Origin of the sequence: Ramlibacter tataouinensis (genome assembly GCF_027941915.1) — a bacterium.
Taxonomy (GTDB): Bacteria; Pseudomonadota; Gammaproteobacteria; order Burkholderiales; family Burkholderiaceae_C; genus Ramlibacter; species Ramlibacter tataouinensis_C.
The window spans coordinates 783,197-809,274 of the sequence record NZ_CP116009.1; the positions used below are offsets into that span (position 1 = coordinate 783,197).

The following is a 26,078-nucleotide window of genomic DNA, read 5'->3' on the forward strand; positions in this document are numbered from 1 at the left end:
TCCAGCCGAGCGCCCCGCAAAAAAAAAAGAACTCTGCCGCAGTCGGCCGCGCGCACAAGAGCCCGGTCACTCGATATAAACGCCTCAGGAGGGGGCGTTCTTCATCGCAGGAGCAGCAACCCCATGCGCAAGTACAACGCCAGCCGCCCGGTGCTCGTCACCGGCGGCGCCGGATTCCTGGGCAGCCACCTGTGCGACCGGCTGCTCGGCCTCGGCCATGAAGTCATCTGCGTCGACAACTTCTTCACCGGCGCGCGCCGCAACATCGAGCACCTGCTGGACCATCCGCGCTTCGAGCTGATGCGCCATGACGTCTCGCTGCCGTTGCAGCTCGAGGTGGACCAGATCTACAACCTGGCCTGCCCGGCCTCCCCGGTGCACTACCAGCATGACCCGGTGCAGACGGTCAAGACCAGCGTGCTGGGCGCCCTGCACGTGCTCGAGCTGGCCCGGCGCACCCAGGCGCGCGTGTTCCAGGCTTCCACCAGCGAGGTCTACGGCGACCCGGACGTCCACCCCCAGCCCGAGGCCTACTGGGGCCGCGTCAACCCGGTCGGCCTGCGCAGCTGCTACGACGAAGGCAAGCGCTGCGCCGAGACGCTGTTCATGGACTACCACCGCCAGTGCGGCGTCGACGTCCGCATCGGCCGCATCTTCAACACCTACGGCCCGCGCATGCACCCCAACGACGGCCGGGTGGTGTCCAACTTCATCGTGCAGGCGCTGCGCGGCGAGCCCATCACCATCTACGGCGAGGGCCGGCAGACGCGCAGCTTCTGCTACGTCGACGATCTGGTCGACGCCTTCGTCGCCTACATGGCGCATGGCGGTCCGCTGCCCGGACCCATCAACCTCGGCAACCCGCACGAGTTCACCATCCGCGAGCTGGCCGAGCAGGTGATCGAGCTCACCGGCTCCTCCTCGAAGCTGGTGTTCAAGCCCCTGCCCGCCGACGACCCGCAGCAGCGCCGGCCCGACATCCGGCTCGCCGGCCAGCAGCTCGGCTGGGAGCCGAAGGTGCAGCTGGGCGAAGGCCTGCGGCGCACCATCGCGTACTTCGAGGAACTGCTGCAGCCGGTGCACTGAAAGGCGCGACTTGGAGCCGCTGGCGCCCGATGACGTGGGCGCACGCTGGATGGCCGCGATGCGCGCGGGCGACTGGGCCGCGGCCTGGCGCGCCACCGACGCGCTGGAAATCCCGCGCCGCCGGATGCAATCGCAGCCCGGCTTCGAGCGCCGGCCCTGGCACCTGTGCTGGGACGGCACCCCGTTCGAGGGCCGTACCGTGCTGGTGCGCTGCGAGCACGGACTGGGCGACACGCTGCAGTTCCTGCGTTTCGTTCCGCTGCTGCGACAGCGCGCCCGCGAGCTGCACCTGATGGTGCAACCGCCCCTCGTGGCGCTGCTCACCGGCGCGCCGGGCCTGGGCCAGGTGCACGACGGCTGGCAAGGTCCCCACTGGCCGAAGCACGAGGTCGAGATCGAGGTGATGGAACTGGCCTATGCCTTGCGCACCACGGCCGCCACCTTGCCGCCGCCCTATCCGCACCTGGCCGGGCAGGCCGGCCGGCGCTCGCGCTTGCGGATCGGGGAGGAGCCGGGCCAGGGCCGGGTGCGGGTCGGCCTGCTCTGGGCCGCCAGCGACTGGGACAGCAGCCGCTCCCTGCCGTGGCCGGTGCTGGCCCCCCTGCTGCGTTGTCCCGGGGTTCGCTTCCACGCGCTGCAGCAGGGTCCGGCAGCGCATGCAGCCGCGCTGGACCCCGCCGTGGTGCCGCTGTGGCAGCGCACCGACCGCATCGAGGATGCCGCCGCCGCCATGCTGCAGATGGACCTCGTGATCGCCATCGACGGCATGGCCGCCCACCTGGCAGGCGGCCAGGGCCGGCCGACCTGGTTGCTGCTCAAGCACGAAGCCGACTGGCGCTGGATGGACGGGCGCAGCGACTCGCCCTGGTACCCGTCGATGCGCCTGTTCCGCCAGCGCCGTGCCGGCGACTGGGCGGGTTTGGTCGACGAGGTGGCCGCGGCCCTGTCGGCATGGAGCACGGCGGCCGCTGCGCCTTGCCCGCCGGGCTGAACATCGAGCCCAGCCCGGCTTCTCGCCGCCGATACCCGGCGCTCAGAGGTTGGTCTGCTGCGGCGGAACGACGCCCGGATCCGGCAGTTCGCCGGCGGTCGCACCGGAACTGGCGCGCGGCACCGCACCGCCCAGCGCATAGCTGGTCATCGTGATGCCGCCCATGGTGCCGCCCTCGGCGAAGGGCGCAACCGTCTCGCCGCCGGCATGCGCCAGCCCGGCCAGGTACAGCAGGGGGATGAAGTGCTCGGGCGTCGGCACCGACAGCCGGTAGTCGGCATGGGCCTGCACCGACAGCAGCTGCTGCGGGTCGCTGGTCATGATGCGGCGCACCTCGGCGTCGAAGCGCTCGCCCCAGTCCCAGGCGCGATCGTCCAGGCCCCAGTCGATGCGGCGCAGGTTGTGCACCACGTTGCCGCTGCCCAGGATGAAGACGCCGCGCTCGCGCAGCGGCGCCAGCCGCGCGCCCAGGTCGAAGTGGTACTGCGGCGACTCGCCGCTGTGGATGGACAGCTGCAGCACCGGCACGTCGGCATCCGGGAACATGTGGGCCAGCACCGACCAGGTGCCGTGGTCCAGGCCCCAACTGTCCTCGTCCAGCCCGACGTAGGCCGGCTGCACCACGTCGGCGATCTCGCCGGCCACCTCGGGCGAGCCGGGTGCCGGGTAGTCGTACTCGAACAGTTCGCGCGGAAAGCCGAAGAAGTCGTGGATCACGCGCGGCCGCTCCATCGCCGTCACGGCGCTGCCCTGGATGAACCAGTGCGCCGAGATGCACAGGATGGCGCGCGGCCGCGGCAGGCTGCGGCCGAGCTCGCGCCAGGCGCTGGTGAAGCGGTTGGTCTCCAGCGTGTTCATCGGGCTGCCGTGGCCGATGAAGGCGGCGGGCATGCGGGTCTGGGTCATGGTGCGGCTTTGAAGGGAAGTCGGCGCAGGATAGCGCCGAAGCCGAGGGCCTGCAGGCGCCAGCGAGTGACACAGCCGGCTTGCGCCGAGATGGCAGATGCTGAGACCTCAGGTCCCGGGGCCTTGGCCCGGTTCGACATCGCCCCCCGTCGCATTCACCAGCCTCACCTGCAGCCAGCCCTGGCCCGCCTCGACGATGCTGAGGGAGCCGGGGGCTACCTCGAAACGCTCCAGGTCGTCGAGCGACATGTGGAGGACAGTCGCCAGGACGGCCTTGATGACGTCGCCGTGCGAGGCGATCAGCACGGCGCCGGCCGGATGACGTTGGCGCAGTTGCTCCAGGGCCTCCACGGCGCGCTGCCGCACCTGCGGCAGCGTCTCGCCGCCGGGCGGCCGGGCCTGGCTGCGGTGCTCGCACCAGTCGCGCCAGCGCTGGCCCTCGCGCGCCAGCGCCTCGAAATCGCGCCCGGCCCATTCGCCGAAATCGATCTCGTCGAACGCGTCCAGCACCCGCACCGGCAGCCGGCGCCGGCCGGCCAGCGGCGCCACCGTCTCCTGCGCGCGCGGCTGCGGGCTGCTGTAGATCGCCGCGATGTCCCAGCCGTCGAGGCGGCGCACCAGCGCCTCGGCCTGCAGCCAGCCGTGCGCATTGAGCGATACGCCGGGCAGCCGCCCGGCGATGCCGCGCCCGAGCCAGTCGTGGGCGCCGTGCCGCACGAGCAGGAAGGTGGTCACGCCACGGCCACCTCGCCCTCGGCCGCGCCGGCCGATGCACCCCGCGCCGGCGCATAGCGCCGCACCATGCGCGCACAGAACTCGGCGAACTCCTGCGGCACCTGGGGCGCGCTGGTGTGGTGCGGGTTCAGGCCGCGGTGCTCGGGCGTGAAGCAGAAGGTCAGCGTGACGTCGAACGCCTCCAGCGCGGCCATCTGCCGGTCGAACCATGCATCCGCGCCTGGCCGGAAGCTGTCGGCCCAGGACAGCCCGGTGCGCAGCTTCCTCACGCCCAGCCGGTGCAGCCAGCGCACCGCGTCATCCAGCCGGGGGTCCTCGAAGTGGAACCACTGGCAGATGCCCAGGCCGGGTGTGTAGTCGGCAAAGCGCGCACAGGCCCGCTTGGGCGAACCATCCTCGCGCAGCAGGCCCATGTGGAAGTGCCGGTAGTAGCTGGAGCCCTCGGCCTCGCGGTGCCGGGTGGTCGCCGGCCACGCCCGCGGCAGGTCGTACAGCGAGTACCAATGGATGCGCGGCGCGCGCCCCAGCAGCAGCTCGGCCGTGCGCTTCAGCCCCCAGTCCTGCACCTCTTCCGCCCCGAAGCTGGACACACCCACTTCGGTCACCCACACCGGCAGCGGCAGCACGGCCTGGATCTCGGCCAGCCGGGCCGGCCACTCGTCGATGGGCCAATGGTTCCAGTCGAGCGGAAAGCCATGGACCGCCACGGCATCCAGGTCGCGCAGCGCACCGGCATCGCGCAGCCGCTGCATGAACAGCGGATCGATCGGGGAGATGCCGCCCAGCACGCGCGTGAGCGGCGGGCTCTCGGCCTTCACGGCCGCGGCCGCGAGCTGCACCATCTGCGCGAAGCGGGACCATTCGGGGTCCAGCTCCAGGTCCCAGTGCGACTTGTTGTTCGGTTCGTTCCAGAACTTGACGGCTTCGATCATGAGCTCTTGAGGGCCTTGGGTGCGAGCGGGACGGCAGGCTTGGCGTTGCGGCGGCGGCGCGGGCGCAACGCACCGTCGCCGCGGATGAACGCCTCGACCAGTTCGCGCGCCTCGTCGTCGCTGAACTGCAGCGGCGGCGACTTCATGAAATAGCCGGCAGGGCCATTCAGCGCGCCGCCGATGCCGCGGTCGAGCGCGATCCTGGCGCAGCGGATCGCATCGATTACCACGCCGGCCGAGTTGGGCGAGTCCCACACCTCCAGCTTCACCTCGCATTGCATCGGGACATTGCCGAACCCCGTGCCTTCCATGCGGATGTGGCAGAACTTGCGATCGGCCAGCCAGGGAACGTAGTCGCTCGGTCCGACGTGGACGTCGGTTGCCTGCATGGGATGGCCGAGCTGGCTGGTCACCGCCTGGGTCTTGGAGATCTTCTTGGACGCCAGCCGCTCGCGCTCGAGCATGTTGAGGAAATCGGTGTTGCCGCCGAAATTGAGCTGGTAGGTATGGTCCAGCCGCACGCCGCGCTTCCTGAACAGGTCGGTGAGGATGCGGTGCACGATGGTGGCGCCCACCTGCGACTTGATGTCGTCGCCGATGATGGGCAGGCGGCGCTGGGCGAAGCGCTTGTTCCAGTACGGGGCCGAGGCGATGAACACCGGGATGCAGTTGACGAAGGCGCAACCGGCCTCCAGCACCTGCTCGACATACCACTTGGTGGCCATCTCCGAGCCGACCGGCAGGTACGACACCACCACGTCGGTCTTGGTGGCCTTGAGGATGCCGACGATGTCGTCCGTGCTGGCGCTGGACTTGGGCACCACGTCGCGCAGGTACGTGCCCAGGCCGTCGTGCGTCATGCCGCGGTGCACCGTCACGCCCAGCGGCGGCACCTCGGCAAAGCGGATGGTGTTGTTGGGCGCGGCGTGGATCGCCTCGGCCAGATCGAGCCCGACCTTGTGTGCACTGACATCGAAGGCCGCGCTGAACTCGATGTCGCGCGGCAGGTAACCGCCGAGATCGACGTGCATGAGCCCCGGCACGAAATCTTCAGTTGTTGCATCTTGATAGAAATGCACGCCTTGCACCAGCGCTGAGGCGCAGTTGCCCACGCCGATGATCGCGACCCGAATGGCAGACATGCATCGCTCCTGCAACAGCCAGCGGCACATCCTACTTGCGCAACGAGCTCCTCCTCGCAGGTTTCCTGCCCATCGATGCGAATATTTTCATGAAGCGTTAGAGGCCGACCCACGGACACAGCGTAAACACATAACATCGGTTTCCTCCTAAGAACGAAAAACCATGCGAAATGTCCTGATCACCGGGGGCGCCGGTTTCATCGGATCGCATCTGGCTGACGAGCTGTTGCGCCACGGTTATCGGGTGAGGGTGTTCGACGCCCTGGTTGAACAGGTGCATGGCGAGGAGCGGCGGCGGCCGCCCTACCTCGACCCCGATGTCGAACTGCAGGTCGGCGACGTGTGCGACGCCGATGCGATGGCCCGCGCACTCGAGGGCATCGACGCGGTCTTCCACTTTGCGGCCGCGGTGGGCGTGGGCCAGAGCATGTACGAGATCGCCCACTACACCCGCACCAACAACCTCGGCACCGCCGTGCTGCTGGAAGCCCTGATCGCCCGGCCGGTGCAGCGGCTGGTGGTGGCCTCCAGCATGAGCCTGTACGGCGAAGGCCTGTACCGCAACGCGAGCGGCCAGGTGGCCGAGGCCGGCGAGCGCACGCTCGAGCAGCTGAAGCGCGGCGACTGGGAGTTGCACGAACCCGGCGGTGGCCTGCTGCAACCCGTCCCGACGCCGGAGAGCAAGAGCCCGGCACTGGCCTCGATCTATGCGCTGTCGAAGTACGACCAGGAACGCATGTGCCTGCTGGCAGCTCGTGCATACAATTTCGATGCCGTTGCGTTGCGATTCTTCAATGCTTACGGTCCGAGGCAATCGCTTTCGAATCCCTATACCGGCGTGCTGGCGATCTTTGCCTCGCGCCTGCTCAACGGCAGCCCGCCCCGGATCTTCGAGGACGGCCTGCAGCAGCGCGACTTCGTCAGCGTGTACGACGTGGCCCGCGGCTGCCGACTGGCGCTGCAGTCGGCCCGGGCCGCCGGCGAAGTCTTCAACATCGGCAGCGGCCAGCCCCAGACCGTGCGGTCCATTGCCGCGCGCCTGGCCCGGGTGATGGGCCGGCCAGCCATGGATCCGGAGATCGTCGGCAAGTACCGGGTCGGCGACATCCGCCACTGCTTCGCCGACATCTCCCGGGCCCGGCAGGTGCTCGGCTACGAGCCGCAGGTCACGCTGGACGACGGCATGGCCGAGCTGTCGGCCTGGCTGGCCGGGCAGGCGGCCGTGGACAAGGTGGCGCAGGCCAGCGCCGAACTCAGCGCCCGGGGACTCACCGTATGAGCGGGCCGCTGACCCTGATCACCGGGGGCGCCGGCTTCATCGGATCCAACCTCGCCCATCGCCTGCTGGCCATGGGCCGCAAGGTCCGCATCCTGGACAACCTGTCGCGCCCGGGCGTCGAGCAGAACCTGGCCTGGCTGCGCGAGCAGCACGGCCAGGCGCTGCAGGTGGTCACCGGCGACGTGCGCGACGAACAGGCCGTGCAGCAGGCCGTGGCCGGCGTTGCCCAGGTCTTCCATTTCGCGGCGCAGGTCGCGGTGACGACCAGCCTGGCCGATCCGCGCACCGACTTCGCGATCAACGCCCAGGGCACGCTCAACCTGCTGGAGGCCATCCGGGCACGCCCCGTGCCCCCTTTCTTCCTGATGACATCGACCAACAAGGTCTATGGCGACCTGGCCGACCTCGCCCTGCAGCCGATCGGCCGGCACTACCAGCCGCTCGACCTGGCGGTGCAGGCCCGCGGCGTGTCCGAGCGCCGCCCGCTGGATTTCCACAGCCCCTACGGCTGCTCCAAGGGCACGGCCGACCAGTACGCGCTGGACTACGCGCGCAGCTACGGCCTGTGCACGGTCGTGTTCCGCATGAGCTGCATCTACGGCCCGCGCCAGTTCGGCACCGAGGACCAGGGCTGGGTCGCGCATTTCCTGCTGCGCGCGATGAACGGCCAGCCGATCACCATCTACGGCGACGGGCGCCAGGTGCGCGACATCCTGTTCGTCGAGGACCTGGTCCATGCCTTCCTGCTGGCGGAGCAGAACGGCCGGGCGCTGGCCGGCCGGGCCTTCAACATCGGCGGCGGCCCGCGCAACGCCATCAGCCTGCTCGACCTGATCGACCGGATCCAGGTGCTGGAGGGGGGTCCGCCGGCGGTGGCCTTCGACGAGTGGCGCACCGGCGACCAGCGCTACTACGTCAGCGATACGCGCGCCTTCGAGCAGGCCACCGGCTGGCGGCCCAGGGTGTCGTCGGCCGCGGGCATCGCGCGGCTGCACGCCTGGCTGGGCCTGCATCGCCGGCCGCCGGCGCCGGAGTCCGACTTGCAGGCCGCCGCCGCAGCCCATTGACGCAGTCCCATGCAAGCATGCGTGATCGCCGGGCCCCAGCAGGCCCTCCTGCAGGACGCGTCCCGCCCCGAGCCCGGCCCCGGCCAGGTGCTGCTGCAGCTGGAGGGCTCGGGCGTGTGCGCGTCCAGCCTGCCGGTGTGGGAAGGCCGCAGCTGGTTCGAGTACCCGCAGCCGCCGGGCGCGCCGGGGCATGAGGGCTGGGGGCGCATTGCCGCGGTGGGAGCGGGCGTCGAGCGCCTGGCCCCCGGCGATCGCGTCGCGGCGCTGAGCTTCCGGGCCCATGCGGAGTACGACCTGGCGCAGGCCGATGCGGTCGTGCCGCTGCCGGCTGCGCTGGCGGGCAAGGCCCTGCCGGGTGAGCCGCTGGGCTGCGCGGTCAACATCTTCCGCCGCAGCGACATCCGCGCCGGGCACGCGGTGGCCATCGTCGGCCTCGGCTTCCTCGGCTGCCTGCTGACGCAACTGGCGGTGCACGCCGGGGCGCGCGTCATCGCGATTTCGCGCCGCGGCTTCTCGCTGGACTTTGCACGCCGGTGCGGCGCACAGGAGCTGGTTCCCATGGACGACCACCAGCGCGTGATCGAACGGGTCAAGGCGCTGACCGGCGGCCGCTGGTGCGAGCGCGTGATCGAGGCGACCGGGCTGGAGGGGCCGCTGCAGCTGGCCAGCGAGCTGGCGGCGGTGCGCGGCCGGCTGGTGATCGCCGGCTACCACCAGGACGGGATGCGGCAGGTCAACGTGCAGCTGTGGAACTGGCGCGGGCTGGACGTCGTCAACGCCCACGAACGCGATCCGCGGGTCTATGTCGAGGGCATGCGCATGGCGGTGGACCTGATGGCCGCGGGCGTGCTGGATCCGGAGCCGCTGTACACGCACCGCCTGCCGCTGGACCGCCTGGGCGAAGCGCTCGAGCTGACCCGCACGCGGCCCGACGGGTTCATGAAGGCGCTGGTGGTGGCATGAACGGGAAACCGCCCCTTCCGCGCCTGGGCTTCCTCGGCCTGGGCTGGATCGGCCAGCACCGGCTGCAGGCGCTGCTCGACCAGAACGCCTGCGAGGTCGTCGCCATCGCCGACCCGTCGCCTGAAGCCCGGCTGCGCGCGCGCGAGTTCGCCCCGGGCGCCGCCCTCGTTTCCACGCTCGACGAGCTGCTGGCCCACGAGCTCGATGGCGCCGTGATTGCGACGCCCAGTGCGCTGCATGCCGGCCAGGCCCTGCAGGTGCTGGAGCGCCGCATCGCCGTGTTCTGCCAGAAGCCGCTGGCGCGCACGCGCAGGGAGACCGAGGCCATCGTCGCCGCCGCGCGCAGGGCCGACCGCCTGCTCGGCTGCGATCTCTCCTACCGCCACACCGAGGCGATGCGCCGCATCCGCAACGCCGTGGTCGAGGGCGACATCGGCACGGTGTACGCCGCCGACCTGGTGTTCCACAACGCCTGGGGGCCCAGCAAGGGCTGGGCGCGCGACATGGCGCTGGCCGGCGGCGGCTGCGTCATCGACCTGGGCACGCACCTGGTGGACCTGGCGCTGTGGGTGCTGGGCTTCCCGGCCGTCCAGCAGGTCGGCAGCCGCCTGTACGCCCACGGCCGGCCGCTGGCCGCCGGCGCGGCCACCTGCGAGGACTACGCCATCGCGCAGCTCGACCTGGCTGGCGGCATCGCCGTGCGCCTGGCCTGCTCCTGGGACTTCTCCAGCGGACGCGACGCCGTCATCGAGGCGCACTTCCATGGCAGCGGCGGCAGCGCCGTCATGCGCAACCGCGACGGCTCGTTCCACGATTTCGTGGCCGAGCGCTGCCACGGCAACCGGCGCGTGGTGCTGGCCGAGCCGCCGGATGCCTGGGGCGGCCGCGCCATCACCGAATGGGCGCGCCACCTCGGCGCCGGCGCCCGCTACCACCCGGCCATCGAATCCACCGTGCTGGTCGCCGCGGTGCTGGACGCGATCTATGGGCGGTGAGCAGCAACCCTCCATCCTGCTGACCGCCGACACCGTCGGCGGCGTCTGGACCTACGCCGTCGAGCTGGCCCGCGCGCTGGGGCCGTTCGGCATCGACGTGCACCTGGCCACGATGGGCGGGCCGCTGCGGGCGCACCAGCGCGACGAGCTCGATCGCCTGCCCCACGTCAGCCTGCACGAAAGCCGTTTCGCGCTGGAGTGGATGCCGGATCCGTGGCGCGAGGTCGACGCCGCGGCCGACTGGCTGCTGGCGCTGGAGCGGCGCTGGCAGCCGCAACTGGTGCACCTGAACCAGTTCGCCTTCGGCGCCCTGCCCTTCGCCGCGCCCACGCTGCTGGTCGCGCATTCCTGCGTGCCGAGCTGGTGGCGCGCCGTGCACGGCACGCGCGCGCCGGCCGGATGGGACGGCTACCGGGGCCGGGTCGCCGCCGGGCTGCGGGGCGCCGGCCTGGTGGCGGCGCCGACCGCGGCCATGCTGGCCGCGCTGCGGGCCGAGCACGGCTTCCACGGCGAAGCCGTCGTGCTGCCCAACGGCCGCGATCCCGCGCTGTTTCCGATCGGGGCCAAGGAGCCGTTCGTGTTCGCCGCCGGCCGCTTCTGGGACGAGGCCAAGAACCTGGCCGCGCTGCAGGCGGTAGCGCCGCGCCTGCCCTGGCCGGTGTGCGTGGCCGGCTCGTGCGTGCATCCGGATGGGCGCGAGCTGCGGCCGGCCGGTGTGCAAGCGCTGGGCGAGCTGGCGCCGCGCGAGGTCGCCGCGCACATGGCCTGCGCCTCGATCTATGCCCTGCCCGCGTACTACGAGCCGTTCGGCCTGTCGGTGCTGGAAGCGGCGTTGAGCGGCTGCGCACTGGTGCTGGGCGACATCGCCAGCCTGCGCGAGGTGTGGGGTGACGCGGCCGTCTACGTGAAGCCGGACGACACGCTGGCGCTGCACGAGGTCCTGCAGCAGCTGATCGCCCGCCCCGACCCGCGCAGCCGGCTGGCGGCCGCCGCCCACCGGCGCGCCCTGCGCTTCTCGCCGCGTGCCATGGCCGAGGCCTGGTTCGCTGCGGCAGCGCGACTGGCGCCGGCGCTGGCCGGCCGCCCCGAGGAGCTGCCATGCGCGTGATCCTGTTCTGCCACTCGCTGGTGTCCGACTGGAACCACGGCAATGCGCATTTCCTGCGCGGCATCTGCAGCGAGCTGCTCGCGCGCGGCCACGAGGTCGGCGTGTACGAGCCGGCCGACGCCTGGAGCGTCGCCAACCTGCTGGCCGAGCACGGCGAATCCGCCCTGCGCGCCTTCGCCCGCGCCTACCCGCACCTGCGCAGCCACCGCTACGCGCGGGGCGAACTGGACCTGGATCGCGCGCTGGCCGGCGCCGACCTGGTGCTGGTGCACGAGTGGAACGGGCACGACCTGGTGCGCCGCATCGGCCTGCACCGCAAGGCCCATCCGCACTACCGGCTGCTGTTCCACGACACCCACCACCGCAGCGTGACGGAGCCGCAGGCCATGGCCGCCTACGACCTGCGCCACTACGACGGCGTGCTGGCCTTCGGCTCGGTGATCCGCGACCTGTACCGGCGCCACGGCTGGTGCGAGCGCGCCTGGACCTGGCACGAGGCGGCGGACACGCGCATGTTCCGGCCGCAGCCGGCGGCAGGTGGGCGCCGGGGGCTGGTGTGGATCGGCAACTGGGGCGACGGGGAGCGCACGGCCGAACTGCACGAGTTCCTGCTGGAGCCGGTGCGCGCGCTCGGGCTGGCAGCACGGGTGCACGGCGTGCGCTACCCCGGGCATGCGCTGCAAAGCCTGCGCGAGGCCGGCATCGACTACGGCGGCTGGCTGCCCAACCACGAGGCACCGCGCGTCTTCGCGCAGCACGCCGTCACCGTGCACGTGCCGCGGCGGCCCTACGTGCAGGCGCTGCCGGGCATCCCGACCATCCGCGTGTTCGAGGCGCTGGCCTGCGGCATCCCGCTGGTGTCGGCGCCCTGGGACGACTGCGAGGGCCTGTTCGAGCCCGGCGCCGACTTCCTGGTGGCGCGCGACGGGCGCGAGATGCGCGAGCACCTGCGCGCCGTGCTGGCCGACCCGGCCCTGGCGCGCTCGCTGGCCAGCCACGGCCTTCGCACCATCCAGGCGCGGCACAGCTGCGCCCGCCGCGTCGACGAGCTGCTGGCGATCTATGCCGAGCTGGCGCCGCCGCGCCAGCCGGCACGGGAGGCCCCGGCATGAGCCACATGAGCCACGGGATGCACATCGCCTTCTTCGCCTCCAGCCTGGTGTCCGCCTACTGGAACGGCGCCGCCACCTATTACCGCGGCATCGTGCGCGCGCTGCACGCGCGCGGCCACCGCGTGACGTTCTACGAACCCGATGCGTTCGGGCGGCAGCAGCACCGCGACATGGCCGACCCCGACTGGGCCGAGGTGGTGGTCTATTCCGCGGCGAGCGAGGCCGCGGTCCTGCGCACGGTGCAATCCGCGCGCGGCGCCGACCTGGTCGTCAAGGCCAGCGGTGTCGGCGTCCACGACGAGCTGCTGGAGCGGGCGGTGCTGGACCTGCAACGGCCGGGCACGGCGGTGGTGTACTGGGACGTGGATGCGCCGGCCACGCTGGACCGCATGCAGGCGGACCCCGCCGATGCCCTGCGCGCCCTGGTGCCGCGCTACGACGGGGTGTTCACCTACGGCGGTGGCGAGCCGGTGCGCCAGGCCTACCGGGCGCTGGGTGCGCGCGACTGCGTGCCGGTCTACAACGCGCTGGATCCTTCCACCCATTTCCCGGTGGCGCCGGACCCGCGCTTCGCGGGCGACCTGGGCTTCCTGGGCAACCGGCTGCCCGACCGCGAGGCGCGGGTGGAGCAGTTCTTCCTGCAGGCGGCCGCGGAGCTGCCGCAGCGCCGCTTCCTGCTGGGCGGCAGCGGCTGGCACGACAAGCCCCTGCCCGCCAACGTGCGCCACCTCGGCCATGTCTATACCGCCGACCACAACGCCTTCAACTGCACGCCGCTGGCGGTGCTGAACATCAGCCGCGAGAGCATGGCGCGCTACGGCTTCTCGCCGGCCACGCGGGTGTTCGAGGCGGCCGGCGCCGCCGCCTGCCTGATCACCGACGACTGGGAGGGCGTGGCTCAGTTCTTCGAGCCGGGCCGCGAACTGCTGGTGGCGCGCGACGGCGACGAGGTCGCGCAGCAGCTCGACAAGCTCGACCCGGCGCGGGCCCGCGCCATCGGCCAGGCCGCGTACCGCCGCGTGCTGGCCGAACACACCTACGCCCACCGCGCAGCGCAGCTGGACGCGATCCTCGAGGGGCGCGCAAGCGGCGCCCGAGTCGAAAACGAGGCGACGACATGACGCACCGCCTGTCCATCGTCATCCTCGGCCTGTCGATCACCTCCTCCTGGGGCAACGGCCACGCCACCACCTACCGGGCCCTGGTGCGCGAGCTCGTCGCCGCCGGCCACGAGGTGCTTTTCCTCGAGCGCGAGCAGCCCTGGTACGCCGCGAACCGCGACCTGCCGCAGCCGCCGTGGGGGCGCCTGGGGCTGTACGGCAGCCTGGACGAGCTGCATGACCGGTGGGCGGCTGCCGTGCGTGCCGCCGACCTGGTGATCGTCGGCTCCTTCGTGCCGCAAGGCGCGCCCGTGGGCGACTGGGTGCAGGCGCAGGCCTCGGGCATCAAGGCGTTCTACGACATCGACACGCCGGTCACGCTGGCCAAGCTGGCGCGCGGCGAGCACGACTACCTGCGCCCCGGCCAGGTCGCCGGCTACGACCTCTACCTGTCGTTCACCGGCGGGCCGACGCTGCAGCGGCTGGAGCGCGAGTTCGGCGCGCTGCGCGCGCGCGTGCTGTACTGCTCGGTGGACCCGCAGCTCTATTACCCCGAGCCGCAGCCCGCCGCCTGGGACCTGGGCTACATGGGCACGTACAGCGACGACCGGCAGCCGGGCGTCGAGCGTCTGCTGCTGCAGCCCGCGCGCGAATGGCCCCAGGGCCGCTTCGTCGTCGCCGGCCCGCAGTACCCGGATGGCATCGCCTGGCCCGCCAACTGCTCGTGGCGCCCGCACCTGCCCCCGGCCGGGCACCGCGCCTTCTACAACCGCCAGCGCTTCACGCTCAACATCACCCGGGCCGACATGCTGCGCGCCGGCTGGTCGCCCAGCGTGCGCCTGTTCGAGGCGGCGGCCTGCGGCACGCCCCTCATCAGCGACCGCTGGGCCGGCATCGAGACACTATTCGAGCCCGGCCGCGAGATCGTGCTGGCCGACGGGCCGGCCGACGTGCTGGCCGCCCTGCGCGGCATGGGCGAGGACGAGCGCCTCGCCATGGCCGCGCGGGCGCGACGCCGGATCCTGGAAGGCCACACCGCCGCCCACCGCGCGCGCGAACTGGTGGCCCATGCGATGGACCTGCAACTGGAGGCTGCACCATGAACGTCACGGTGATCGGCGCCGGCTATGTCGGCCTGGTGAGCGGCGCCTGCCTGGCCGACGGCGGCAACGACGTGATCCTGCTGGACCACGATCCGCGCCGCATCGAGCTGCTCAACGGCGGGGGGTTGCCCATCTACGAGCCGGGGCTGCAGGAGGTGATCGACCGCAACCGCGCGGCCGGACGGCTGCGCTTCAGCCGCGACACGCCGGCCGCGGTCGCGCACGGCCAGGTGATCTTCATCGCGGTCGGCACGCCGCAGGCCGAGGACGGCAGCGCCGACCTGAGCCACGTGCTGTCGGCGGCCGACAGCATCGGCCGCTGGATGCAGGGCTTCAAGGTGGTGGTGACCAAGTCGACCGTCCCGGTGGGCACCGGCGAGCGGGTGCGCACCGCTGTGGCCGATGCGCTGGCCGCGCGCCACCTGCCGCACGATCCGCGGGCTTTCGCGGTGGCCTCCAACCCCGAGTTCCTGAAGGAAGGCGCCGCGGTGGAGGACTTCATGCGGCCCGACCGCATCGTCGTCGGCACCGAGCCGGGGCCCGACGGCGAGCGCGCGCGCGAGCTGCTACGGCGCCTGTACGCGCCGTTCAACCGGGTGCAGGACCGCGTGCTGCTGATGGACCTGAAGGCCGCCGAGATGACCAAGTACGCGGCCAACGCCATGCTGGCCACGCGCATCAGCTTCATGAACGAACTGGCCAACCTGGCGGGCGAGGCCGGCGTCGACATCGAGCAGGTGCGCAAGGGCATCGGCGCCGACCCGCGCATCGGCTACAGCTTCCTGTACCCGGGCACCGGCTACGGCGGCAGCTGCTTTCCCAAGGACGTGCGCGCGCTGATCCGCACCGCGTGCGTCAGCGGGTGCCACCTGCGCGTCCTGGAGGCGGTGGAGGCGGTGAACGAGGCGCAGAAGCACATCCTGGTGCAGAAGATCGGCGCGCGCTTCGGCAACAACCTGCGCGGGCTGCTGTTCGGCCTGTGGGGACTGGCCTTCAAGCCCAACACCGACGACATGCGCGAGGCGCCCAGCCGCATCGTGATCAAGGCCCTGCTGGAACGCGGCGCGCAGGTGATGGCGCACGACCCGGTGGCGATGCCGCAGGCGCGCAAGGTGCTGGCGCACGACTTCGCCGGCCGCCTGTCGTTGCTGGACGGGCTGCGCTACGCCGACACGCCGATCGCCTGCACCGAGAACGCCGATGCGCTGGTGATCGCCACCGACTGGCCGTCGTTCAAGAGCCCCAACTTCGATGCGCTGCGGCAGTCGATGCGCCAGTCGGTGATCTTCGACGGCCGCAACCTGTACGACCCGGCCATCCGCCAGTTGGGTTTCGAGTACCACGCCATCGGTAGATGAGGATGCGCACAGCCGATCCCGACCTCACTCGCGGCCCGGATGCGGACTCGCTCCGTCGCCAGGCCGAGGCGCTGGGTCCCTGGTTCCACAACCTGCACCTGCCGGGCGGCGTGGAGACGGTGCCCGACCACTTCCTGGGCGGCGACTTCCCGTGCTTCAAGTGGCAGCAGATCGCACCCCACCTCCCGGCCGACCTGGCCGGCTGGCGCGTGCTGGACGTGGGCTGCAACGCCGGCTTCTACAGCTTCGAGCTGGCGCGGCGCGGCGCCGGCGTGCTGGCGGTGGACGTGGACGAGCACTACCTGGAGCAGGCGCGCTGGGCGGCGCAGGTGCAGGGCCTGGCCGATCGCGTGCAGTTCCGCCGCCTGGGGGTGTACGAGCTGGCCGCGCTGCCGGACCGCTTCGACCTGGTCTGGTTCATGGGGGTCTTCTACCACCTGCGCTACCCGCTGCTGGCGCTCGACCTGCTGGCGCAGCGCACATTGCGGCTGATGGTGTTCCAGACGCTCAGCCTGCCGGGCGACAGCGTGTACCCCGACACCCGCGACCACCCGATCGACGATCGCGAGCCGCTGCTCGATCCGGGCTGGCCCAAGATGGCCTTCATCGAGCACCGCTTCGCCGGCGACCCGACCAACTGGTGGGTGCCCAACCACGCGGGCATCGAGGCCATGCTGCGCTCCAGCGGCCTGCGCGTGGCGGGCCGCCCGGCCGGCGAGATCTACCTGTGCGAGCCGGACCCGTCGGGCGACTCCGCGCGCTGGCGCCGCACCGGTGCGCTGGAGCCGGCGCTCGCAGCGGTGCAGGCCCTGGGCCGGAGGCCGGCCGGCGCATGACCCGGGCCATCTGCAGCGCGCGCTGGCTGCTGCCGCTGGACGCCCACCTGTCGCTGGTGCGGGCGGCGCTGGAGCGAGCGCCGCGCTGCACGCTGTTCGTGCGGCGCGCGCACCTGGCGCCCACGCCGGCCAACCCGTTCGGCTGGGAACTGCGCGCCGAGTGGCTGCGCCAGGCGCTCCGCCCCACCGATGCCGCGCGGGTGGACCTGCAGCCGCTGCGCGAGCATTGGGACGAGCCGCGCAACCTGCAGGCCATGCAGCAGGCGCTGGGCCCCGCGGAGACCGTCTGCTGGATCAGCGCCGGCCCGCTGCTGGACAGCGAGGACCTGCCGGCCGGCTGGTCGCATGCGCGCGTGGCGCCGGACGACCCGGACGATCCCATCGTCGGCTGGCTGCACCGCCTGTACGAGGCCGATGCGCCGGGCGCCGTGCTCGATACGCTGGCCGGCCAGCTGCCCCCGGCCTGCCGCGACGCGCTGCGCGAGTGGACCGGCAGCGCCGCCTTCGACACCGTGCGCGCCGACTGGCGGCAGATCGCGTCCGAGCGCAAGGCCTGGTCGGTTGCACCCTACCCGGTGGTGCTGTCCACGGTGGACGCGGTGGTGCAGGCCGGCGGCCGGGTGCTGCTGATCCGGCGCGGGCGCCCGCCGGGGCGCGGCCTGTGGGCGCTACCGGGCGGCTTCCTCGAGCCGGCCGAGGAGACGCTGCACGCGGCGCTGCGCGAACTGGTGGAAGAGACCGGGCTGCCGGTGTCGATGCGGCAGATGCGCCAGGCGCTGCGCGGCAGCCGGGTGTTCGACCACCCCGAGCGCAGCCAGCGCGGCCGCGTCATCAGCCACGCATTCTTCTTCGACCTGGGCGAGGAACCGCCGCCGCCGGTGCAGGCCGGCGACGACGCCGCCCAGGCCGCCTGGGTGCCGCTGGCGCACCTGCCGGCGCTGCAGGCGCAGCTGCACGACGACCACTTCCACATCATCGAGTGCTTCCTCGGCGCGCTGGAATCCGCGCAGCCCCCTGCCGTCCCCCGGCGCTGATCGGGTTTTCGTCGTTCGAGCCCCCGCCCCTCCTGTCATCCCCCGCGAAGGCGGGCATTCAGCGCAACGCGCCTGCGGCGCCCATGCGCCGCGTTGCGGTGGATTCCCGCCTGCGCGGGAATGACCAATCCGGCGAGGCCTTCAAAAAGAAGGCATGTAACATTCCGTTGCCAGAGCCGCCGCGCCACCCCGGCGCGAAGCTGTTCCGGACGGAGGAGAAGTGGTGGTCTTGAAAAGATTCTGGTCCTGGGTCCTGATGCTGTCCTGCGCGTTCGCTTCGGCGCCCGCGCTGTCCCAGGGGGCGGCTGCCATCCAGGTGGCGCCCGGCGTGAAGTACGAGCCCATCGGCACTTGGGACGTCGCTCGCCTGAACCGCATCCTGCAGGCCGAGACGCCGAAGTTCGCCGGCATCGACGTGAGCTACAGCCCGGCGCGCCATGCGGTGCGGCTGTATCGCGTCACCTACGCCTCGGTCGTTCCCGAGCGGGGCAACCGGCCGATCACGGCGACCGGGCTGGTCGCCGTGCCCGATGCGCCGAGCGCGTCGTTCCCGATGGTGTCGTACCAGCACGGCACCGTGTACGGCAAGCAGGAAGTGCCCTCGTTTCCCGAGCAGTCGCCGGAAACCGCACTGATGATCGCCCAGTTCGCGGGCCAGGGTTACATCGTGATCGGCGCCGACTACTTCGGCATGGGCGCGTCCACGGAGCCGGAAAGCTACCTGGTCAAGGGCAGCCACCAGCAGGCGACCTGGGACATGCTGCGGGCCAGCCGGGCCGTGCTCGGCCACCTGAAGCTGGAGGCGCCGAAGCTGTTCCTGGCGGGCTGGTCGCAGGGCGGCTACGTGACCATGGCCTTCCTGGAAAAGCTCGAAAGCCTCGGCGTGCCGGTGCAGGCGGCCACCACGGCGAGCGCGCCGGTGGACCTGTTCGCTGCCCTCAATGGCGTGCTGCAGTTCCCGCGCGAGATCGATGCGCCCTGGACCGGCACCATGTTCATCCTGACCTCGTTCGCGTTCGAGAACTACTACGGGCTGCCGGGGCTGGCCCGCTCGGTGATCAACGACGAGTACTACGAGGTTTCGCGCAAGGCCTATGCGCGCGAGCCGTTCAACCCGGCCGACGTGCCACTGGACCTGCGCAAGCTGGTGCGCAAGGATTACTTCGACCCGGCCTTCTTCGCCCAGTCGGCCTACGGCCGCATCATGGCGGAGAACACGGCCTATCGCTGGGTGGTCCGCACGCCGCTGCGCAACTACTACGGCGAGAGCGACGAGGCGATCAGCGTCGGCATCGGCCAGCTCGCCATGAACTACCAGCGCGCCATGGGCAACGGCAATCCGGCGGTGGAAGCGGTGTCCACCGGCAAGACCACCCACCGGGGCACCTTCGCGCGCGCCGTGCCGCACTGGAAGGCCTGGTTCGACCAGGCCCGCTAGCACCGGCCCCGTTCCATCGGCGAGCCTTCATGCCGCAGCGCCCGAACTCCCTGGCGAGCTCGGGCGTTGCGCGTTCTGGCACATCCTCAGCCGGGCAAACCGCCGACGCCCGCCGCGGGTGATGGCGCGGGTGGCGGCGGGGCGGGTGGCCCCGGTGGGGGCGGGGGCGGCGTGGGCGCCGGCGTGGGGGCGGCCGTTGGCGCGGGCGTGGGTGCCGGTGTCGGCGCAGCTGTGGGAGCTGGCGTCGGTGCGGGCGTCGGTGCAGGCGTCGGTGCAGGCGTCGGTGCAGGCGTCGGCGCAGCTGTGGGAGCTGGCGTCGGTGCCGGCGTCGGTGCCGCTGTCGGTGCCGGCGTCGGTGCCGCTGTCGGTGCCGGAGTCGGTGCCGGCGTGGGCGCCGGCGTGGGCGCCGGCGTGGGCGCCGCCGTGGGTGCAGGCGTCGGTGCCGGCGTGGGCGCAGCGGTGGGCGCAGGCGCCGGCGTGGGCGCGCCGGCCTGGCGGGTGCCGCTGAACACGAAGCCGTTCTCGGCGTCGGCGCGCAGTCCCAGGCCGGTCATCTGGAACGGGCTGCTCGTGGTATCCACCACCGCCACCCCGCTGGTGCTGGCGCCGTTGCCGAGCGCGCAGGTGCTGCCGCTGAAGGTGGCGTCCAGGTTGAACACGTTCTTGCCGGTGCCCCGCGGCACGATGCGGCCGCTGATGGTGCAGCCACGGTCGATCCCGCTGAGGTTGCCGGCGGCGTCGATCGCCAGGGCGGCGACGCTGAAGTCGGCGAACAGCGTCCGGCCTTCGATCCGCCAGGTGCCGATGACGTCGGCGGCCGAGGCGGCGCGGTCGTAGTCCGGCACGTACGACAGCGACAGGCTGGCGCCATTGCCCAGCACGCCGTTCATGGACGATCTCGGCACCAGGCTGCCCGCCGCCGTGCCGGGTTCGCGCAGCCCGGCGTCGGCGTTGTAGTCCATGAAGTCGGAGCTGAAGCGGTCCCCCGCGCCGATCGTCTGGCCCTGCAGCAGGCCGCGCAGCGCGCCGCCGGCGCGGTAGAAGCCCCAGGTCTGTCCGTTCTCCAGCACCAGCAGCGAGATCGACAGGTCGCTGTCGGTGCTGCCGCTCCAGAAGCCTTCGGCCGTGTTCGACAGGCCTGCCGCGGGTGCCTCCCCACCGCCACCGCCACCGCCGCAACCGCCGAGCAGCAGGGTCGCCAGCGATGGAACGAGCGCGACGGACAGCCTGAAGCGCAGCATGGAGCCTCCCTGGATCGTCCCTCGTCGTTGCGAGGGGCTCCCAGTTCAGCGCAGCCGGGCGCCCGGCGCAACGGACAGTTCAGCCAAATCGGGAAGGACAAGCGGCCACCGCAAGGCCGGACAAAGCCAACGCGACCGCCGCGCGGCCGGGCCATCAGGCCGCAGCCGTTGCCGGCCGTGCCGGCCGGGCTTCGCGGATCGGCAGGTGGATCAGCGCCGCGGCGGCTGCCAGCACGATGTCGACGTACCAGACCCAGTCGTAGCTGCCGGTCGCCTGGAACACCGCGCCTCCGAGCCAGGCGCCGAGGAAGCCGCCGACCTGGTGCGAGAGCATGACCAGGCCGAACAGGGTCGCCATGTTCGCCGGGCCGAAGAAGCGGGCGACCAGGCCGGCCGTGGGCGGCACGGTGGACAGGAAGGTCATGCCCATCACCGCCGAGAACAGCAGCACCACCGGGCCGGTCTTGGGGGCCAGCAGGAACAGCAGCACCGCGATGCCGCGGGTGGCATAGACCAGCGACAGCAGCGACTTCATGCGCCAGCGCCCCACGGCCCAGCCCATGGCCACGCTGCCGACGATGTTGAACAGCCCCAGCAGCGACAGCGACCAGCCGGCCCATTCGGTCGGCAGGCCGCAGGCCGCGACCACTCCGGGCAGGTGGGTGGCCAGGAAGGCGACGTGGAAGCCGCAGACGAAGAAGCCGGCCGCCAGCAGGCAGTAGCTGCGGTCGCGCAGCGCCTGGGCGATCGCAGCGCGCGTGCCCAGCCGCGGTGCCGCCGCGGTGGCCGCGTGCGGCTGCTGCGAGTGGCCGCGCAGCACCCACGCGGCGGGCAGGCACAGCAGCACCAGCAGCGCCATCGCCTGCATGGCGCCGACCCAGCCGATGCCCACCATCAGCGCCGCCGCCAGCGGCGCCAGCAGGAACTGCCCGGTGGAACCGCCCGCATTGATGATGCCGGTGGCCATGCCTTGCCGGCCCGGCGGGACCAGCCGCGTGGCCGCCGCCATCAGCACCGCCGGCCCGGCCATGCCGGCGCCGCCCGCGCCCAGCACGCCGATGGCCAGCAGCAGGCCGGCCGTGCTGCTCATGTACGGGGTGATGAAGGTGCCCACCGCCACCATCAGCGCGCCGGCCAGCAGCACGCGGCCGGCGCCGATGCGGTCGGCCACGATGCCGGCGAAGGGCTGGGTGATGCCCCACCACAGCTGCCCGAAGGCGAAGGCCAGGCTGATGCTGGCCAGCCCCAGGCCGGTGGAGGTGTTCAGCGGCGAGAGGAACAGCCCCATGGTCTGGCGCACGCCCATCGACAGCGCGAAGGTGCCGGCCGCGGCCAGCAGGATCACCCAGACGGCCGCACGGCCCTTCGATTCGCTCATTCCTCGTCTCCGGTGGGCGGCGGCGCCAGGCGCTCGCTGCAGTCCTCGATCAGCGCATGCAGCGCCAGCACGCGCTCGGCGCCGAGCAGCGCATTGAGCTGCTCCTGCGCCACGCGCCAGCGGCGGCGCGCCTCCTGGTACTTGTCGCGGCCGGCGTCGGTGGCCGCGACGCGGTGGCTGCGGGCGTCGTCGCCCGCTTCCACCGCCACCCAGCCGGCTGCCTGCAGCGGCTGCAAGTTGCGGCTGAGCGTGGACGGCGTGAGCTTCATGGCGCGCGCCAGATCCACCGGCCGCAGCGGCCCGAGCCTGCAGATGTGCGCCAGCAGCGAGTACTGGGTGGTCTTCAGGCCGGTCTTGCCGACCTCGGCGTCGTAGTGCTGCGCCACCTGCCGCATCAGCTTGCGCAGCTTGAGGTGCGTGCAGCCCTGGGGCTTGACAGCGGCGTCCATGGCGACTTATTGTAGCTGCAACTATTGCATATGCAACTACAACCATTCGCACACCTGAAAGGACCCCGATGACCCGGCACGACACCCTCGAGAACTGGCTGGCGCAGGAGCGCGCCCAGCAAACCCGCTTGCAGGCCGGCGCCGGCGTGGCGCGCCCGGAGCAGGTCGCCGGCCTGGGCGGGCTGGAGCTGATGCAGACGATGCTGGCCGGCGGGCTGCCCTATCCGCCGATCTGCCAGACGCTGGACTTCATGCTGATCGAGGTGGACGACGGCCGTGCCGTGTTCCAGGGCACGCCCGGCCCCGGGCACCTGAACCCCATGGGCGGCGTCCACGGCGGCTGGTACGCCACCCTGCTCGACTCCGCCATGGGCTGTGCCGTGCACACGAAGATGCCGGCCGGCCGCGGCTACACCACCGCCGAGCTGAGCGTCAACCTGGTGCGTGCCATCGGCCCCAAGGCGCCGCGCGTGCGCGCCGAGGGCAAGGTCATCCACGCCGGCCGCCAGCTGGCCACCGCCGAAGGCCGGCTGTACGGGCCGGACGGCACCCTGTACGCGCACGGCACCACGACCTGCCTGGTGTTCGACCTGCTGAAGTGACGGCGTGCCGATAATCGCCGGATGCGACTCCTCCACACCATGCTGCGGGTCGGCGACCTGCAGCGCTCCATCGACTTCTACACCCGCGTGCTCGGCATGAAGCTGCTGCGCACCACCGAACGGCCCGAGCAGAAGTACTCGCTGGCCTTCGTCGGCTACGGCACCAACCCGGACCATGCCGAGATCGAGCTGACCTACAACCACGGCGTGTCCAGCTACGAGATCGGCACCGCCTACGGCCACATCGCGCTGGGCGTGCCCGACGTGGCAGCCGCCTGCGAGAAGATCCGCGCGGCCGGCGGCACCATCACGCGCGAGGCCGGCCCGGTACAGGGCGGCAGCACGGTGATCGCGTTCGTGGCCGACCCGGACGGCTACAAGATCGAGCTGATCCAGAAAGACCCGACCACCTAGGACACGAACGGCGGCGGCACCGGGGCGCAAACCCCGGCGCGCGGCGCTCGCGGCAGTTCAGCCGCCGGGCAGCTGCCGGCGGCGCGCCGGCGCCGATCGCCACCGCCCATCCCCGAAAGGTCATGGTGATGGCCTTGGCACCTGCCGACCGCTCCGCACCGGCTGCGCCGTTTAAGGGCAACGATCGGCTGCTCGTCGGGATCATCATGGGCGTGGTCGCGTTCTGGCTGTTTGCCCAGACCACGCTCAACATCGCTCCGGAGATGCAGCGCGAACTGCAGATGGAGGCCGGCACCATGAACATCGCGGTGGCCGTCACCTCCCTGTTCTCCGGCATCTTCATCGTGGTGATGGGCGGCCTGGCCGACCGCGTCGGGCGCCTGAGGATCACCCGCATCGGCTTCATCCTCAGCATGGCCGGATCGCTTCTCGTGGCGATCACGCCCAGCGGCGGCCTGGCCGCACCCGTGATGCTGGCGGGGCGCGCGCTGCAGGGCCTCTCGGCCGCCTGCATCATGCCGGCCAGCCTGGCCCTCATCAAGGCGTACTGGGATGGCGCCGGACGACAGCGCGCCATCAGCATGTGGTCGATCGGGTCCTGGGGCGGCTCCGGGCTCTGCTCGCTGGTGGGTGGCCTGATGGCGCAAAACCTGGGCTGGCGCTCCATCTTCTGGCTGGCCGTCGCCATCAGTGCCCTGGGTCTGTGGATGATGTCCGGAACACCGGAGAGCAAGGCGCAGGATCGAGGCGGCTACCGGTTCGACCTCCCGGGCGTGCTGGCCTTCATGGTCGCGATGGTCGCCCTGCAGCTGCTGATCACCCTGGGCGGCAGCTTCGGCTGGACGAGCCTGCCCGGCCTGGCGCTGCTGGCCAGCGCGCTGGTGTTCGGCGTCCTGTTCTACCGGCACGAAAGCAAGGCCTCCAACGCGTTCTTCGACTTCGGCCTGTTCGGCAATCCGACGTTCACCGGCGCGACGGTGTCCAACTTCCTGATCAACGGCACGGCCGGCACCCTGATCGTGTCGCTGCAGTTGCTGCAGCTGGGCGGCGACATGAACGCCCAGCAGGCGGGCTTGCTGACGCTGGGCTACGCGATTGCGATCATCGCCTTCATCCGGGTGGGAGAGCGGCTGCTGCAGCGCTTCGGCGCCCGCCAGCCGATGGTCTGGGGTTGCCTGGTCACGGGCCTGGCCATCCTGCTGCTGTCGCCGGCCAATCTCCTGCTGCAGCAGTACAAGCTGGCGGCCATCGCCGCCTACTCGCTGTACGGCCTCGGCCTGGCGCTCTATGCCACGCCGTCCACCGACGCCGCGCTGTCCAGCCTGCCCGCCGCGCAGGCCGGCTCCGGAGCCGGCATCTACAAGATGGCTTCATCGCTCGGTGCGGCCTTCGGCGTGGCGATTTCGGCCGCCATCTTCACCGCGCTCGGGGCCGACAACGGAAGCGTTCGATGGCTGGAAGGCGTGGTCACGTTCTCCGGCCGCCAGAACAACCTGGCCGTGCGCGAGGCGGCCATCATCGCCCTGGGCTTCAACCTGGCGATGGTCGCGGTGGCGATCCTGTCGATCCTGCTGACGGTTCCGCGGCGCGAACCTCGCGCGCCCGCAACATGACCGCGCGCACCGGGCGCCCGGGCCGATCCGGCGCGCCGCCGAAGGGCCTGTCCGGGCCCTCAGTCGTTTGCCGGCCGGGGCCGCGCCGCCGGCAGGCTGCAGGCCGGGTCGCCCTCCTGGTCGTCCCAGTCGATCGCCACGGTCGCGTGGCCGATGTGGAACTGCTGCACCAGTTCGCGCTCGACGCAGCGCACCAGGGTGCGCGGATCGGCCTGCGGCGCCGGCTTGACGTGCAGCGTCGCCAGCGCATGGCCGGAGGTGATCAGCCACACGTGCACGTGGCTGACCGACACCAGCCCGGGCACGGTGGCCAGCAGGTGCAGCTCGATCGCCTCGGGCGCGGCATTGTCGGGCGCGCCTTCCAGCAGGATGTGCAGCGAGTTGCGCAGCAGCGACCAGGCGCTGCGCAGCACCAGCAGCGACACCAGCACCGACAGGATCGGGTCGATCGGCGCCCAGCCGGTCAGCCCGATCACGATCGCCGCGACGATGGCGCCGACCGAGCCCAGCAGGTCGCCCATCACGTGCAGCGCCGCGCCCTTGATGTTGACGTGCTCGCGGTCGCCGCGCGTGAGGATGTACAGCACGACCAGGTTGACCAGCAGGCCGGCCACCGCCACTGCCAGCATCGGCCCGGCCAGCACCGGCTGCGGCTCGCGCAGGCGCTGGAACGCCTCCCAGCCGATCCAGCCGACGATGGCGAACAGCGCGGCGGCGTTGGCCAGGCCGGCCACCACCTCGAAGCGCAGGTAGCCGAAGGTGCGGCGCGGGTCGGCCGGCCGCCGGCCGACGCGGAAGGCGCCCCAGGCCAGGGCCAGCGCAGCGGCGTCGGTCAGCATGTGGCCGGCATCGGCGATCAGCGCCAGCGATCCCGACAGCAGCCCGCCGGCCACCTCCACCGCCATGAAGGCGAAGGTGAGCAGGAAGGCGAACAGCACCTTGCGCTCGTTGTGGGCGGTGACGGACGGCGCATGGGAATGGCCGTGGTGCCCGTGCTCGTGGGTGTGCGCGTGCCCGTCGGGCTGGCCGTGCGCGTGATCGTGATCGTGGTCCCGCTTGTGCAGGGCGTGGTCAGGGCCGTGAGCGGCATGGTCGTGGGACATAGGCGGATTCTTGGCTTTTCGGCGGGGCCGCGCTGGCCCCGGTGAACTCGACGGCCGCATCCTCGAGCTTGCCACCATGGCAAGGTCAAGCCC

At 71.7% G+C, this 26,078-nt stretch carries 25 protein-coding genes; 17 read left to right on the forward strand and 8 right to left on the reverse strand.

The window, feature by feature from the left end; genetic code table 11:
* Positions 1–123 precede the first annotated feature (123 nt).
* Together PE066_RS03550 and PE066_RS03555 are read left to right on the forward strand one after the other, a co-directional pair.
* Positions 124–1,086, forward strand: a complete 963-nt coding sequence (locus tag PE066_RS03550) for a UDP-glucuronic acid decarboxylase family protein (protein ID WP_271235188.1) — start codon at positions 124–126, stop codon at positions 1,084–1,086.
* 10 nt (positions 1,087–1,096) lie between these two features.
* Positions 1,097–2,077, forward strand: coding sequence for a hypothetical protein (locus PE066_RS03555; protein WP_271235189.1), 981 nt, complete (start codon positions 1,097–1,099; stop codon positions 2,075–2,077).
* A gap of 42 nt (positions 2,078–2,119) precedes the next feature.
* Here the strand turns inward: PE066_RS03555 and ygiD are convergent, their stop codons facing one another.
* The 4 genes from ygiD to PE066_RS03575 form a co-directional block, all read right to left on the reverse strand.
* On the reverse strand, positions 2,120–2,983 hold the full coding sequence (gene ygiD, locus PE066_RS03560; protein ID WP_271235190.1) for a 4,5-DOPA dioxygenase extradiol: 864 nt from the start codon (positions 2,981–2,983) through the stop codon (positions 2,120–2,122).
* 108 nt (positions 2,984–3,091) lie between these two features.
* Positions 3,092–3,718 carry a histidine phosphatase family protein gene (locus PE066_RS03565; protein ID WP_271235191.1) on the reverse strand — a complete coding sequence of 209 codons (627 nt, stop codon included), beginning with the start codon at positions 3,716–3,718 and terminating at the stop codon, positions 3,092–3,094.
* Complete coding sequence (locus PE066_RS03570; protein ID WP_271235192.1) at positions 3,715–4,650, reverse strand: beta-xylosidase; 936 nt, start codon at positions 4,648–4,650, stop codon at positions 3,715–3,717. Before PE066_RS03570 ends, PE066_RS03565 begins: the two co-directional genes overlap by 4 nt.
* Positions 4,647–5,792, reverse strand: coding sequence for an inositol-3-phosphate synthase (locus PE066_RS03575; RefSeq protein ID WP_271235193.1), 1,146 nt, complete (start codon positions 5,790–5,792; stop codon positions 4,647–4,649). The genes PE066_RS03570 and PE066_RS03575 overlap by 4 nt, the downstream gene beginning before the upstream one ends.
* A 163-nt stretch (positions 5,793–5,955) precedes the next feature.
* On the opposite strand from PE066_RS03575, the gene PE066_RS03580 reads away from it, so the two are divergent.
* The 12 genes from PE066_RS03580 to PE066_RS03635 all read left to right on the forward strand — a co-directional run bounded on the left by PE066_RS03580 (position 5,956) and on the right by PE066_RS03635 (position 19,185).
* Positions 5,956–7,071 (forward strand): NAD-dependent epimerase/dehydratase family protein, encoded by a 1,116-nt coding sequence (locus tag PE066_RS03580; RefSeq protein WP_271235194.1) that lies wholly within the window; start codon positions 5,956–5,958, stop codon positions 7,069–7,071.
* Complete coding sequence (locus PE066_RS03585) at positions 7,068–8,138, forward strand: SDR family NAD(P)-dependent oxidoreductase (protein WP_271235195.1); 1,071 nt, start codon at positions 7,068–7,070, stop codon at positions 8,136–8,138. Before PE066_RS03580 ends, PE066_RS03585 begins: the two co-directional genes overlap by 4 nt.
* 9 nt (positions 8,139–8,147) lie before the next feature.
* Positions 8,148–9,101: an MDR/zinc-dependent alcohol dehydrogenase-like family protein gene (locus tag PE066_RS03590; protein ID WP_271235196.1), complete on the forward strand. Its 954-nt coding sequence runs from the start codon at positions 8,148–8,150 to the stop codon at positions 9,099–9,101.
* The gene (locus PE066_RS03595; RefSeq protein WP_271235197.1) at positions 9,098–10,096 is read left to right on the forward strand and encodes a Gfo/Idh/MocA family protein; all 999 of its coding nucleotides are present in this window, start codon (positions 9,098–9,100) and stop codon (positions 10,094–10,096) included. The genes PE066_RS03590 and PE066_RS03595 overlap by 4 nt, the downstream gene beginning before the upstream one ends.
* Complete coding sequence (locus PE066_RS03600) at positions 10,086–11,204, forward strand: glycosyltransferase family 4 protein (protein ID WP_271235198.1); 1,119 nt, start codon at positions 10,086–10,088, stop codon at positions 11,202–11,204. The genes PE066_RS03595 and PE066_RS03600 overlap by 11 nt, the downstream gene beginning before the upstream one ends.
* Positions 11,195–12,316, forward strand: a complete 1,122-nt coding sequence (locus PE066_RS03605) for a CgeB family protein (protein WP_271235199.1) — start codon at positions 11,195–11,197, stop codon at positions 12,314–12,316. The genes PE066_RS03600 and PE066_RS03605 overlap by 10 nt, the downstream gene beginning before the upstream one ends.
* A complete protein-coding gene (locus PE066_RS03610; protein ID WP_271235200.1) occupies positions 12,313–13,437 on the forward strand; it encodes a CgeB family protein in 1,125 nt (374 codons plus the stop codon). The genes PE066_RS03605 and PE066_RS03610 overlap by 4 nt, the downstream gene beginning before the upstream one ends.
* Positions 13,434–14,519 (forward strand): CgeB family protein, encoded by a 1,086-nt coding sequence (locus PE066_RS03615; RefSeq protein WP_271235201.1) that lies wholly within the window; start codon positions 13,434–13,436, stop codon positions 14,517–14,519. Before PE066_RS03610 ends, PE066_RS03615 begins: the two co-directional genes overlap by 4 nt.
* Positions 14,516–15,877, forward strand: a complete 1,362-nt coding sequence (locus PE066_RS03620; RefSeq protein WP_271235202.1) for a UDP-glucose dehydrogenase family protein — start codon at positions 14,516–14,518, stop codon at positions 15,875–15,877. Before PE066_RS03615 ends, PE066_RS03620 begins: the two co-directional genes overlap by 4 nt.
* Positions 15,874–16,713 carry a TIGR04290 family methyltransferase gene (locus PE066_RS03625; protein ID WP_271235203.1) on the forward strand — a complete coding sequence of 280 codons (840 nt, stop codon included), beginning with the start codon at positions 15,874–15,876 and terminating at the stop codon, positions 16,711–16,713. The genes PE066_RS03620 and PE066_RS03625 overlap by 4 nt, the downstream gene beginning before the upstream one ends.
* Positions 16,710–17,747, forward strand: a complete 1,038-nt coding sequence (locus PE066_RS03630; RefSeq protein ID WP_271235204.1) for an NUDIX domain-containing protein — start codon at positions 16,710–16,712, stop codon at positions 17,745–17,747. The genes PE066_RS03625 and PE066_RS03630 overlap by 4 nt, the downstream gene beginning before the upstream one ends.
* Before the next feature lie 229 nt (positions 17,748–17,976).
* Complete coding sequence (locus PE066_RS03635) at positions 17,977–19,185, forward strand: alpha/beta hydrolase family protein (RefSeq protein WP_271235205.1); 1,209 nt, start codon at positions 17,977–17,979, stop codon at positions 19,183–19,185.
* An 86-nt stretch (positions 19,186–19,271) separates the two neighbouring features.
* On the opposite strand, the gene PE066_RS03640 is transcribed toward PE066_RS03635, so the two are convergent.
* The 3 genes from PE066_RS03640 to PE066_RS03650 all read right to left on the reverse strand — a co-directional run bounded on the left by PE066_RS03640 (position 19,272) and on the right by PE066_RS03650 (position 22,253).
* Complete coding sequence (locus PE066_RS03640; protein WP_271235206.1) at positions 19,272–20,426, reverse strand: hypothetical protein; 1,155 nt, start codon at positions 20,424–20,426, stop codon at positions 19,272–19,274.
* Between the two features lie 154 nt (positions 20,427–20,580).
* On the reverse strand, positions 20,581–21,804 hold the full coding sequence (locus tag PE066_RS03645; RefSeq protein ID WP_271235207.1) for an MFS transporter: 1,224 nt from the start codon (positions 21,802–21,804) through the stop codon (positions 20,581–20,583).
* Positions 21,801–22,253 carry a MarR family winged helix-turn-helix transcriptional regulator gene (locus tag PE066_RS03650; RefSeq protein WP_271235208.1) on the reverse strand — a complete coding sequence of 151 codons (453 nt, stop codon included), beginning with the start codon at positions 22,251–22,253 and terminating at the stop codon, positions 21,801–21,803. Before PE066_RS03650 ends, PE066_RS03645 begins: the two co-directional genes overlap by 4 nt.
* Positions 22,254–22,321: 68 nt before the next feature.
* Here PE066_RS03650 and PE066_RS03655 point away from each other — a divergent pair, with 68 nt between their 5' ends.
* The 3 genes from PE066_RS03655 to PE066_RS03665 all read left to right on the forward strand — a co-directional run bounded on the left by PE066_RS03655 (position 22,322) and on the right by PE066_RS03665 (position 24,882).
* Complete coding sequence (locus PE066_RS03655) at positions 22,322–22,855, forward strand: PaaI family thioesterase (protein ID WP_271235209.1); 534 nt, start codon at positions 22,322–22,324, stop codon at positions 22,853–22,855.
* Between the two features lie 21 nt (positions 22,856–22,876).
* Positions 22,877–23,269 carry a lactoylglutathione lyase gene (gene gloA, locus PE066_RS03660; protein ID WP_271235210.1) on the forward strand — a complete coding sequence of 131 codons (393 nt, stop codon included), beginning with the start codon at positions 22,877–22,879 and terminating at the stop codon, positions 23,267–23,269.
* Between the two features lie 128 nt (positions 23,270–23,397).
* The gene (locus tag PE066_RS03665) at positions 23,398–24,882 is read left to right on the forward strand and encodes an MFS transporter (protein WP_271235211.1); all 1,485 of its coding nucleotides are present in this window, start codon (positions 23,398–23,400) and stop codon (positions 24,880–24,882) included.
* A gap of 59 nt (positions 24,883–24,941) precedes the next feature.
* Here the strand turns inward: PE066_RS03665 and PE066_RS03670 are convergent, their stop codons facing one another.
* Positions 24,942–25,985 (reverse strand): cation diffusion facilitator family transporter, encoded by a 1,044-nt coding sequence (locus PE066_RS03670; RefSeq protein ID WP_271235212.1) that lies wholly within the window; start codon positions 25,983–25,985, stop codon positions 24,942–24,944.
* Between the last annotated feature and the right edge of the window lie 93 nt (positions 25,986–26,078).